Genomic DNA, 12,196 nt, shown 5'->3' with positions numbered 1-12,196 from the left:
AGGCGATTTTACACCTTGGCAGATTGGTCGCGCCCACACCCTGTGGATAAACGCCCCAGATGCCGTGGTGAGCCTAGGTCGTTGGGCCATATATGGTATGCCCCATTGACTCGGAGAGCCGGAGTCCCGACCCTGTGGGGTGTTGGAATCACCGCTGAAAGGGTTTGCGCGTGCGCTTCTCCCGGCTTCGCCTCAATGGCTTCAAGAGCTTTGTCGACCCCACCGATCTGATCATCGGGGACGGGCTGACAGGCGTGGTCGGCCCGAATGGCTGCGGCAAATCCAACCTGCTGGAGGCCCTGCGCTGGGTCATGGGCGAGAACCGCCCAACCGCGATGCGTGGCGGTGGCATGGAAGACGTTATCTTTGCCGGGGCCGCGACGCGCCCGGCCCGCAATTTTGCAGAAGTCTCGTTGACCATCGACAATTCCGACCGGCGTGCACCTGCGGCGTTCAACGATGCCGAACAGCTGGAAATCATTCGCCGGATCACCCGGGATGTCGGCTCGGCTTACAAGACCAATGGCAAGGACGTGCGCGCCCGCGATGTGCAGATGCTGTTCGCCGACGCCTCCACCGGCGCGCATTCGCCGGCGCTCGTCCGGCAGGGTCAGATCGCCGAACTGATCAACGCCAAGCCCAAGGCGCGCCGCCGCATTCTGGAAGAAGCGGCAGGCATCTCCGGGCTGTATCAACGCCGTCACGAGGCGGAATTGAAGCTCAAGGGGGCGGAATCGAACCTCGAACGGGTCGATGACGTGCTGGAACAGCTGGCCAGCCAGCTGGCGACCCTTGCACGTCAGGCCAAGCAGGCCGCGCGTTACCGTGAGATCGGAACGCAGTTGCGCAAGGCCGAAGGTCTGCTGCTCTATCGGCGCTGGCGCGAGGCGGACGAGGCGCGTCTGCTTGCGGCCCGGGACCTGACCACCTGCACCACCGAGGCTGCACAGGCGGAATCAGCCGCGCGGGAGGCCGCCAAGGCCCGCGTGGCCCAGGAAGACGCGCTTCCCCCCCTGCGCGAGGAAGACGCGATCGCCGCCGCCGTCGTCCAGCGTTTTCATGTCCAGCGCGACACCTTGGCCGATCAGGAAGCCCGCGCGCGGGAAATGATCGACACGCTGGTGGCGCGCATTGCGCAACTGGAAAACGACATTGCCCGTGAGGCGTCGCTGAACACCGATGCGGGCGAGACTATCGAAAAGCTGGAATGGGAACAGGCCGAGATCCGGAAGGCCGCAGAAGGACATGATACGCGATTGACCGAGGCGTCCGAGGCCGCCCGCGCCGCGGCCGAAATCCTTCAGGACCGCGAAACCGCCCAAAGCGAGCTGACCGAAGATGTGGCACGGCTCGCGGCACGTCATCAGTCGACGCAGCGGATGCTTCAGGATGCGCAGAAGTCCGAGGCCCGCGCCGCCGAACAGGCGACCAGATCCGAGGAAGCGGTCGCGCAGGCACAGGTGGCTCTGGCCGATGCCGATGCGCGCTTCACCACTGCGACAGCGTCCCAGACAGAGGCGCAGACACAGGCCGAGGCCGCCGACACCGCGTTGACCGAAGCCGAGGCGCATCGCGCCACGCTGCAAGCCCGAGAGGCCGAAGCACGGGCGGCCCGGTCCGAAGCCGAAGGCGAGGCAAGTGCCCTGCGGGCGGAGGTTGGTGCGCTCGACAAGCTGGTGGCCCGCGCGCGGGCCGAAGGGGGGCAGGTTCTCGATGCCGTGACGGCGGAGGTCGGGTTCGAGGCCGCTCTGGGGGCCGCGCTTGCAGACGATCTAAAGGCCCCGGAGGTCGAGGGAGATGCGTCCGGCTGGCATACGCTGCCGGACTACGATGCGGCGCAGCCGCTGCCTGCGGGGGTGTCGCCCCTGGGCGACCACGTGGAGATTCCGGCCGCGCTCCGCCGCCGTGTGGCGCAGGTGGGTCTGGTCGAACGGGCCGAGGGCGCGCGCCTCCAACCCGCCCTCTTGCCGGGCCAGCGTCTGGTCAGCGTGGAAGGCGACCTGTGGCGGTGGGACGGACTGAGCGCCCGAGCCGAGGATGCGCCTTCGGCGGCTGCCGCGCGCCTTCAGCAGATGAACCGCCTGACCACGTTGCGCGCGGATCTGTCGGCAGCAGACACCAGGGCCGCGTCCGCGCGCGCTGTTCATGAGGGTCTGCAAGCTGATCTGCGTGCAGCGTCCGAAGCCGATCGAACCGCGCGAGACGCCCGCAAGGCCGCAGAGCGCGCGCTGGGGGACACAAGCCGCGCACTGAGCCGGGCGGAGGCCGACAAGAATATTCTGGCTGGCAAGCTGGAAACCCTGACCATGTCGGTGTCGCGCTTTCGCGAAGAGGCTCTCGAAGCCCGCAAGGCGGTGGCAGAGGCCGAGGCTGCGCTCAAGGGTCTTGACGATCTGGAGACGGCGCGGGCCCAGGTGGAACAGGTGCGCATGACGGTCGATGCCGCGCGCATGACGATGCTGGCCAAGCGCTCTGCCCATGACGAGTTGCGTCGCGAAGGGGAAGCCCGCACCAAGCGTGATCAGGAGATCACCCAACAGATCAGCGGGTGGCGCCACCGGCTGGACACGGCGGCCAAACGCAGTGCCGAGCTTGCGGACCGGCGGCAAACGTCGCAAACCGAGTTGAAATCCGCGCAAGAGGCCCCGGGCGACATTGCACGTCAGCGCGACGCGCTGGCGCAGGAAATCGCCAAGGCCGAGGCCCGCAAGGCCGACGCCGCGGACGCGCTCAGCGCAGCCGAAGGCGGCTTGCGCAAGGCCGAACAGGCCGAACGCGACGCCGAACGCGCGGCCTCCGAGGCGCGCGAGACCCGTGCCCGCGCCGAGGCCCGCGCCGAGGCCGCCATCGAAACCGTCACGCTCGCTGCGGACCGCATTCGCGAAGCACTCGACGTCTCCCCGCAGCAACTGCTCGATACACTTGGTGGCGAGTCCGAGAAAATGCCGCCGGCCGAGCAGATCGAGGCAGAGGTCAACCGCCTCAAGCGGCAACGCGATGCAATGGGGGCCGTGAACCTGCGCGCCGAAGAAGACGCCAAATCCGTGGACGAGGAGTACCAGACCCTCACGCAGGAAAAGAGCGATCTGGAAGAGGCGATCGGCAAGCTGCGCTCGGGCATTTCAGGCCTCAACCGCGAGGGGCGCGAGCGGCTTCTGACCGCGTTCGAGCAGGTCAATTCCAACTTCTCCATGTTGTTCACGCACCTGTTCGGCGGTGGCGAGGCAAAACTGGTGCTGGTTGAGTCCGATGATCCGCTGGAGGCGGGACTGGAAATCATGTGCCAGCCGCCGGGCAAGAAACTCTCGACCCTGTCGCTGCTGTCGGGTGGCGAGCAGACGCTGACGGCGATGGCGCTGATCTTTGCGGTTTTCCTCGCCAACCCGGCTCCGATCTGTGTTTTGGACGAGGTCGACGCGCCCCTGGACGATGCCAATGTCACGCGCTTCTGCGACCTGCTGGACGAGATGTGCCGCCGCACCGATACGCGGTTCCTGATCATCACCCACCACGCGGTCACCATGTCCCGCATGGACCGGTTGTTCGGCGTGACAATGGGGGAACAGGGTGTCAGCCAGCTTGTCTCCGTCGACCTCAAGCGGGCCGAGACACTGGTCGCCTGAGGCGGTCGATCAGTTCAACCGGTTGCGCAACGCCCGTGCCTGTTGCGAGAACACGAACGCCTTATCGCCATAGGCCAGCAACTCGTCCAGCAACGCGCGCGCTGCGGCGTCATTGCCCATCGCGGCTTCGGCCTGGGCCAGATGGAACGCGATCAACGGCGCAGAGGCACTGGTTCCGGCATCATGGGCCGCGCGCAGATAGGGCAGCGCGGCAGCCGGATCCCCTTTCTTGAACAGCGTCCAGCCGAGCGTGTCCTTGATCGCAGGGTCGCCGGGCGCGATGGTCAGGGCGCGCTCGGCCAGGGCCTGCGCCTCGTCCAGGTCACCGTCATTCGACACGAGCACCCAGGCCAGCTGGTTGTAACCGACATGGCTGTCGGGAATGTATGTGATCAGCTCGCGATACGCGCGCTCCGCTGTCTCGGGGATGCCCGCCGCCTCCGCCGCCATTCCGACCCGCAACACCGTTGCCGAACTCGGGGCGGTGGCATGCGCGGCCTCGTACGCGGGCAAGGCCTCGGCGAATTTTCCCTGGCCCGCGCGCGTTTCGGCAAGAAAGAACTGACCTGCCGCAAACGCGGGGGCCAGCGCTACGGTCTGTTCAAGCGCGGTCTCCGCCCCGGGGACATCCCGCGCCAGCGACAGGGCGCTTGCCTTGAAATAGAGGGCAAGCGCACGCGCCTCCTGTGCGTCTGGCGTGGTGCCGGATGCGGCTTCGGCGGCGGCAAAGGCCTCGGCGGCGGGGCCGTACAGATCGCGGGCGATCAACAAGATCCCGCGGGAAAGCTCCGCGCGCATCTCGGGCGTGCTGGCAGCACTTATGGCCTGTTCGGTCAATCCATCGACCCGGAACCCGGGTACCACATCTGCTGCCCGGGACATCTCCAGAAACCGCTGCGGCGCAGTGGCACTGCCGGGCGCGAGCGCAGCGAACATCGCAATCATCGGATCCTGCGGCGGAAGCCCTGTTGGCAGCGGCATGCCCAGGATGACCGACAACCCGGCGTCCAGTGCAAGGCGGGCCGGGCCCTCCAGTGCGCTTTCAGCCAGAAGCTCCGACGCTTCGGCGTCGCGGCGCTGCATGATCAGGCTATAGGCCTTGTTCACCTCGCGTTGCGCTGGCGTCAACGTCGTGGCCTGCGCAAGCAGCACGCGCGCGTCTGCCGGTCTGCCATCGCGCAAGGCCAGCTCTGCCCGCAACGCCGCTACCGACGCGCCAAGCAGGTCCTGATGGATGGCCAGGGTCTCTTCGGCGGCGTCCAGCGCGTTCGCTTCAAGCAACAGCTCAACCAGGCGCGTTGCCGCCTGGGGGTGCGGCGTGGCGGTCGCCAGGCACAACTCCAGATCGTCCCGCGCAGCCGAGATGTTGTTTTGCAGGGCAAAGAGGTCTGCGCGCCCGATGGCGGCCGTGCAGGATTGCGGGTTCAGGTCCAGCGCCCGGGTCAGTGATCGGGCAGCATCGGCAAAGGCGCCCACGACCCGTTGCGCGGTCCCCAGATTTGCAAGGTACAGCGCGCCATCCGGGCTCAGGCGCGCGGCGGTGCCGAAGCTTTCGACCGCGCTGGCCCAGTCCTGTCGGCTCGCGGCGATTGTACCGGCAATGTTGTGCGCGTAGGCGTTGTTCGCGCCCAGCACCAGCGCGGCGTCGATCTCGTCGCGCGCGGCGTCCAGATTGCCTTCGGCGCGCAGGATGATCGCCTGTGCGATCTGCCCCCACACGGTTGCCCGGCTTTCAGGTGTGCGGGCAAGCGCCGTGCGCGCCTCCGACACATCGCCCGCGCTGGCAAGGGTGATCGCGCGCAGCGCCTGAAGGATCGGGTCGTCGGCTGTATCTTCGGGCAGCGCCCCGGCAACGGCGCCGGTGTCTCCGTAGTCCCTCAGTACATCGGCGAGGGTGGTTGTTGCGGTGGAATATGCGGCCTCTCCGTCCGACATGAACGGATCGACGGACAGCGTCCGCGCGTCAACCGCACCGGGTGCGACAAATGCCAGGGAAAGGGCGACAGCGGAAAGGACTGAAATGCGCATGGAACCGCTTCAATATCAAAATTGTGGAGGAAATCAGGCGGGAGAAGGCCGCCGGGGCCGCCTTCTCCGATTTCAACTTGGTTCTTAGCTGCGGCGGCGCAGGGCGCCGAGGCCACCAAGGCCGGCAAGCAGCATCCACACACCGGCAGGCAGCGGAACGACGTTCGTGCTTCCGGTTTTGCCGAAGACGGTCAGGTCTGCCATTGCGCTTTGGCCGTTGGTGAAGAATGCAGTGACCGTCCAGGTGTTTGCACCGGCTTCCAGAGCATACCCTTGGGTTACGTCAAAGTTGCCCAGACCGGAGGTCAGTGCAACGTCAGACAGCAGTGTGCCGTCAGGCAGTTCCACATCGATCTGGTCGATACCAACGAGGTTACCGCCGGTCCCTGTGAACAGATCAACGAGTGCTTGCTGATTGCTAGCCGTCACGAAGATACCACCACCTGCAGCGGCGATATCGTCCTGGCTACCGAAGTTCGTGTTCGGCAGGCCAACAGTGTTGACCTGTACCGCGGGTGTCCCACCAGCGGCGTTGGCAGCGGCTGTTTCCGCAGCAGTCTGGCTGTTCGGGCCACCATCGGTGATCAGAACGATCTGCTTGGAATTGCCGTTGTCATTCGCGGTCAGCAGGCTGGCGGCAAGGTCGATCGCCTCTGCCGTGTCAGTGGTGCCTAGGTTGTCGTCAACGCTGTTCACGGCGGCCATCAGGACGCCTTGGTTTGCTGCGCTTTGCAGCGGTGCGATGGTCGATGCACTCGAACCGAACTGAACAATCCCGATCTGGCTTGTCGCCTGTGGAACAGCCGCAATCAACGCATTGGCCGCAGCGGCCTGTTGGGCCAGCGTGGTGTTGTTCATCGAGCCCGATCCGTCGAGAACGATGACCAGATCAAGGCCTGAGCCGGACGAAATGCCGCCCGATGCGATGCCCTGAGGGCTGATGACGGTCCCGACCGGGAACGACGAGTTGTTTGCCGGGTTTGTCCAGCTGACTGTCCCAGCCGCATGACCCGCGGTGGGCAGTAGGAAGAGCGCTGCAAGAAGTGTGAAAACAGCGCCAGTAATGCTGTGCCACACGCCCCCGCGCGTTAGAATTTTTTCCATTGGAAATCTCCGTTACGTAACACATGCGATAATCGCACAGCGCAATCGTACTTTAGCTAGCGTTAGTTCTGCATCATATTTTTAACATATTTGCCCAAATTTTTAACGTTTCAGGCGCGCAGAAGGAAAAAGCGGTTGCTACACCTGCGATTTTGTTGACATCTCGGAAACAGTGTAACCCGCGTGGTCGCAACCACGGGCGGAGCTCTTGGTTAGAGTCGCGCCAGCAAGGCTTGCGTCGGCCACGCGTCAGCGGGCAGGCCCAGCCTGCGTTGTTCCTCGCGTACGGCGGCGCGAGTGCGGGCGCCCAGGATCCCGTCGACCTTGCCGACATCGTATCCGCGTGCCGCGAGCTTTTGCTGAAGCTGCTTCATCTGGGCATCATTCAGGCCCGGTTCGGGGGCGCCCGCGTCGAACACCGGGGCGCCGGACAGCCGCGTGGCGAAGTAGGCCGCCGTGGTGACGTAGACAAAGCTCTGGTTCCACTCGAAATAAACGTCAAAATTCGGATAGGCCAGAAACGCAGGACCCTTGCGCCCCTGCGGCAGGATCAGCGCGGCGGGCAGCCCGCCCTCGATCTGACCCCAGCGCGGCGTGACCCCCAGTGCAGCCCAGTCGCGCCCGGGTTTTCTCGTCGTCAGGCCGGTTTCGTACCAGTTCAGATCGTCCGGGACGCGCACCTCCTGCAACCACGGCTCTCCGGCACGCCAGCCAAGGCCACGCAGCATGTTGGCCCCCGACAGCAGCGCATCCGGGGCAGAGGTCTTCAGGTACACGTGCCCATCTCCGTTGCCATCGACCCCGCGTGTCAGGATGTCTTCGGGCAGCATCTGGACCATCCCGATCTCCCCGGCCCAGGCGCCGGTTGTGCGGGCCGGGTCAAAATCCCCGGCCTCGTACAGCTCAAGCGCGGCGAAGATCTGCGGGCGGAACAGCTCGGGGCGGCGGCAGTCATGGGCCAGCGTGACCAGCGAGTTGAGCGTGTTGAAATCGCCCTGCACCGCGCCGAAATCGGTCTCCAGCGCCCAAAAGGCCAGCAACACGCCCGCCGGCACGCCATAGTCGCGTTCCGCCCGCGCAAAGACCTGTGCATAGCGCTCGGCGTTGCGCGCGCCGTTCTGCATGCGGTTCTGGCTGATGACCCGCCTGGAGAAGTCGGTGAAGGGCATCTTGAACACCCCCTGCGCCCGGTCCGCCCGCAATGTGCGTGGGTCTTGCGCAGCGGTTCGGAAAAATGCGTCGACCGTCACCCGGTCATGGCCCTTGGCCACGGCCTCGGCCTTCAGCCCTTCGACAAAACCGGAAAAACTGCCGCCGCACTGGGCTGCCGCCGCGCCAGCGGCCAAGACCGAAATCACCAAGGCAGAAACGAACCGCATCCTGAAACCCTCCTGAAGTTGAGCGGACGCTAGCAGGCTCGCCGCGTCGCGCAACCCTAGAGCAGCGCAAGCAGCAGCACAGCGCCCATACCGACCGACCAGGACCGCCACAGCGCGTCGCACGCGTCCGCGATCTGCGCCGCACCGATGTCGCGCGCGCCGGTCGGGTTGACGAATGGAAACGCTTCACGCTGCCCGTCATAACCGCGCGGCCCGGAAAGTGCCACGTTCAGCACCTGCGCCATGGCGGCCTCGGGCCAGCCCGCATTGGGCGACCGGTGCAGACGTGCATCCTGCCGAACGGCCCGCCAGATCCGCAGTTTTCCGTGACTGAGCGAAATCAGCACCGCACTCAGCCGGGCAGGCACCCAGTTGAGCACATCGTCCAGTCGCGCCGCTGCCCACCCGAACGCCAAATGGCGCGGGGTGCGGTAGCCGATCATGCTGTCCGCGGTATTCACCACCTTGTAGATCAGCAGCCCCGGCAAACCCGCGATCAGGAACCAGAACGCCGGGGCCACCACCCCGTCGGAGAAGTTTTCGGCGGCGGACTCGATGGCCGCGCGCGCGACCGCTGGTCCGTCCATCTCGCGTGTATCCCGCCCTACGATCATCGCCACCGCCGCGCGTCCGTCCTCGACCGACCGCGCCAGACCGTCCGCCACCGCGCGCACATGATCAACCAGACTGCGTTGCGCCAGCAGGATGGCCGCAACCAGCGCCTCCGCCACCCACCCGAGTTGGGACAACACAAGACCAACCGCGCCTGCGATCAGAACCAGACCAGCCACTACGCAGATGCCGTTCCGTTTCTGCCGGTCCGCGGTGTTGAAACGCGCATCCGCCCAACCGATCGCACGGCCCATCAGAACCGCCGGATGCGGCAGGCGGGACCACAGCCAAACCGGTTCCCCGAGCAGCGCGTCAAGCACCAGTGCCAATGCCAGAATGGCTGCCCACTCCATCTTCAGAGGTCTTTCAGGGCCCGGCCCAACCGAACCCAGTCCGGCTCTTGCCCCGGCAGGCCCAGCCGAATCCAGGTTTTCGAGTACGGGAAGATCCGGGTCCAGATGTGATGCCGTGCGAGCCTGTCCTGCCACGCCGCCGCATCCGCGACCTCGTACAGACGAAACAGGGTCGTTCCGCGCGGCGCTCTTGCGCCGTACTCCGTCATCAAGGCGTCCAGTCTATCGCTGTCCCGCCGCAGCCGTGCCCGCGTCTGATCCGCCCAGCCCGGGTCCTCCAACGCGCGCGCGCCAAGCTCAAGCGCAGGCCCCGAGACCGGCCAGGGCCCCAGACGGGCGGCCATGTGCTCAAGGTACGGGGGTGGTCCGATCAGGAATCCGAGGCGTAACCCGGCACAACCCCAAAATTTTCCAAAGCTCTTAAAGATAAAAAAATTATTAGTATCAATAACTTTGCAGAAAAAATCCTCAGACAGAAAACTTTTCTCGGGCGTGGGGTCGCAAAAGCTCTCATCAATCACGAAAGTTTCGCCCGTTTTCTGCACGGGTTCTGCGAGGGCTCCATCCGGATTGTTCGGATGCACCCTGACATCGACCTCGGCGTGCGGTGCGGTCTCCGTCACCGTCCAGCCCGCTTGCCGGAAACTTGCAGCCCACTCGTTATAGGTCGCCTGTGCGATCCGGGCAGTCCCTTGCGCGCCCAGGGTGTGGGGCATTTGCGCGATCAGGCTCGAAGCCCCCGGCGCGGCAAGTATGCCCAACCCGTCAGGGACATTCCAGAACCGGCGCGCTGCGTGCAACAGGCGCTCTTGCGCAGTGCTGTCGGGCAGGGTCGTCCAGACGCCTGCGGGCAGGCTGTCGACCGGGTAGGGGATCGGGTTAATGCCGGTGGACAGGTCAAGCCAGTCCGCGCGTGTGCCACCATAGCGTTGGGCGGCTGCATCCACCCCGCCGCCGTGATCTCGCCCTGCGCTCATTCCTCAGGCAAGGGCGGGTGGCGGGTCACGAAATGACCTTTTATCGCTTCGGGCCACGTCCGGTAGGGCACCTGACCACTGTCGCTTTCGGCGTATTTCTCCGCGTAGTCGACGATGGCGGCGGCGGCCTCTGCATTCGGGTCGAACCGGCCGAGCGTGTAGGCCAGCTTGCCCCGGGCCTGGATCGTGACGTTGCACGCGCCACTGCACCCCATGAGGCATGAATGACGGCGGGTGCGCAGGCCCGGGCTGGCTTTCGCCGCCGTCTCGACCGCCGCTGCCAGCACCTCACCATCGGTCTGGTCCATGCCCCGCGCGTCCCATCCGTCCTGCTTGCACGTGTCGCAAATTGTAATCCAGGTGGTCGCCATGCCTTGCCCTTTTGTGTCGCCGAAGCACTTATGTGTCGTGGCGGTGTTAAAACCCGATTTCCGGCTGAGGCGCAATCGGATGCGTTAACGCCGTAGGTCAATCTGCCTAGATACAGAGCGGAGAATTTGTGCCAAATTCAAACGAGTTACAGTTGGGCAGAGGCTTGCCAACACATCCGTTTGTTTGTTTTGTGAGCCGTATAAGTCAAAAATGTGTTAGTATTGTGCAGCGCCGCTTGGCGGCAACCGCAGAGGGTCCAGAAACGCCATGAAGCGCGTCCTGATTGTCCATGGTCAGACCGAACTGTCCCAACTCTGGAGTCGTCATCTGACCCGCTCCGGCGTGGAGGTGCAGCTGGCGCGTGACACCGACACGGCGATCAAGGCTCTGGGCGGCACAAGGTTCGACGTGATGCTGCTGTCACTGACGCTGGAACGTGGCAGCGCCTTGGCCATCGCCGACTATGCCAATTACCGGCGCCCTGATTGCCGGGTCCTGTTCGTCTCCAACAACAAGTTTTTCAGCGACGGCTCGCTGTTCAACCATGTCAGCAACGCCAACCTGATGCTGCCCGACGACGTCCCGCCCGAAGACCTGACCGCCGTCGTCCAGCACTACGCAACCCATTAGTGGTCAAGCGGCCGCACGCCGGTCGCGGCCATGCGGGGCCATCCAGTCGATCTCGGGATTGATCGGGATGATCCGGTGCGGATTGATGGTCTCGTGGCTGTAGTGATAGTGGCGCACGATATGCTCGAAATTCACCGTTTCGGCCACGCCCTGCGTCTGGAAAAGCTCCCGCGTGTACGCCCACAGGTTGGGATAATCCACAATCCGCCGCCGGTTGCACTTGAAATGCAGGTGGTAGACCGGGTCGAACCGCACCAGCGTCGTAAAGAGCCGCCAGTCAGCTTCCGTTAACCTGTCTCCAGCCAGGTAACGGCGGCTCGACAGGCGCTCCTCCACCCAGTCCAGCGCATCGAACAGCGTCGTGACGGCCTCGTCGTAGGCTGCCTGCGTGGTGGCAAACCCGGACTTGTAAACACCGTTGTTGATGTCGTGATAGACACGTGCGTTCACCGCGTCGATTTCGGCGCGCAGCGCCTCGGGGTAGTAGTCGTCGGTGTTGCCGGTCAGCTCGTTGAACGCGCTGTTGAACATGCGGATGATCTCGGAGCTTTCGTTCGACACGATCGTCTCTCGCTCCCTGTCCCAAAGGATCGGCACCGTCACGCGGCCGGACACGGTCGGGTCGGCCTTGGTATAGATATCCCGGGCGAACGGAAGCCCATATAGCCGATCGCCGGTCGCGCCGTGGTCATCGGTCTCGAAGGTCCATCCATCCTGCAACATGTCGGGATGCACGGTCGAAACGCCGATATGCGGCTCCAGACCCTTGAGTTTGCGGAAAATCAGCGTCCGGTGCGCCCAGGGGCACGCCAGCGAGACATACAGGTGATAGCGTCCGCTGTCGGCCTTGAACCCGCCTTCGCCGGTTGGACCCGGGCTGCCATCGGCGGTGATCCAGTTGCGGAACCCGGCGGTTGAGCGGACGAACTTTCCACCCGTGGATTTCGTGTCGTACCACGTGTCGTGCCAAACGCCATCAACCAACTGTCCCATCACATCGCTCCTGATTTGAGTGTGGAACAAAGGTAAACTGCGCGCATGTGTCGGAAAACACCGATACCCGCAGGGAACATCCCATAAAAACGCACAAAAGTCGCGATGACGCAGCGCCCGGAATC

9 protein-coding genes are annotated in these 12,196 nt (G+C 64.7%); 2 read left to right on the top strand and 7 right to left on the bottom strand.

Features of this window, described 5'->3' with window-relative positions:
- Nucleotides 1-170: 170 nt before the first annotated feature.
- Nucleotides 171-3,623 carry a chromosome segregation protein SMC gene (gene smc, locus ACP15N_RS13300; RefSeq protein WP_425092796.1) on the top strand — a complete coding sequence of 1,151 codons (3,453 nt, stop codon included), beginning with the start codon at nucleotides 171-173 and terminating at the stop codon, nucleotides 3,621-3,623.
- A gap of 9 nt (nucleotides 3,624-3,632) precedes the next feature.
- Here the strand turns inward: smc and ACP15N_RS13295 are convergent, their stop codons facing one another.
- The 6 genes from ACP15N_RS13295 to ACP15N_RS13270 form a co-directional block, all read right to left on the bottom strand.
- The gene (locus ACP15N_RS13295) at nucleotides 3,633-5,651 is read right to left on the bottom strand and encodes a tetratricopeptide repeat protein (protein WP_425092795.1); all 2,019 of its coding nucleotides are present in this window, start codon (nucleotides 5,649-5,651) and stop codon (nucleotides 3,633-3,635) included.
- A gap of 84 nt (nucleotides 5,652-5,735) precedes the next feature.
- Entirely contained in the window at nucleotides 5,736-6,755 is a 1,020-nt protein-coding gene (locus ACP15N_RS13290) for a vWA domain-containing protein (protein WP_425092794.1), read from the bottom strand.
- 212 nt (nucleotides 6,756-6,967) lie between these two features.
- Nucleotides 6,968-8,134 (bottom strand): lytic murein transglycosylase, encoded by a 1,167-nt coding sequence (locus ACP15N_RS13285; protein ID WP_425092793.1) that lies wholly within the window; start codon nucleotides 8,132-8,134, stop codon nucleotides 6,968-6,970.
- A 56-nt stretch (nucleotides 8,135-8,190) separates the two neighbouring features.
- Entirely contained in the window at nucleotides 8,191-9,099 is a 909-nt protein-coding gene (gene cbiB / locus ACP15N_RS13280; protein ID WP_425092792.1) for an adenosylcobinamide-phosphate synthase CbiB, read from the bottom strand.
- 2 nt (nucleotides 9,100-9,101) lie between these two features.
- Entirely contained in the window at nucleotides 9,102-10,076 is a 975-nt protein-coding gene (locus tag ACP15N_RS13275) for a threonine-phosphate decarboxylase (protein ID WP_425092791.1), read from the bottom strand.
- Nucleotides 10,073-10,447: a DUF1636 family protein gene (locus ACP15N_RS13270; protein ID WP_425092790.1), complete on the bottom strand. Its 375-nt coding sequence runs from the start codon at nucleotides 10,445-10,447 to the stop codon at nucleotides 10,073-10,075. Before ACP15N_RS13270 ends, ACP15N_RS13275 begins: the two co-directional genes overlap by 4 nt.
- A 268-nt stretch (nucleotides 10,448-10,715) precedes the next feature.
- Between ACP15N_RS13270 and ACP15N_RS13265 the strand changes: the two genes are divergently transcribed.
- On the top strand, nucleotides 10,716-11,078 hold the full coding sequence (locus ACP15N_RS13265; protein WP_425092789.1) for a hypothetical protein: 363 nt from the start codon (nucleotides 10,716-10,718) through the stop codon (nucleotides 11,076-11,078).
- A 3-nt stretch (nucleotides 11,079-11,081) separates the two neighbouring features.
- Here ACP15N_RS13265 and ACP15N_RS13260 read toward each other — a convergent pair whose 3' ends face one another.
- A complete protein-coding gene (locus ACP15N_RS13260) occupies nucleotides 11,082-12,071 on the bottom strand; it encodes a glutathione S-transferase family protein (RefSeq protein ID WP_425092788.1) in 990 nt (329 codons plus the stop codon).
- Nucleotides 12,072-12,196 lie beyond the last annotated feature (125 nt).

It is taken from the genome of Tropicimonas sp. S265A, from assembly GCF_049800835.1.
Classification (GTDB): domain Bacteria; phylum Pseudomonadota; class Alphaproteobacteria; order Rhodobacterales; family Rhodobacteraceae; genus Dinoroseobacter.
Note: the sequence above shows the minus strand (reverse complement) of the source record. Positions and strands in the feature narration are given on the sequence as shown.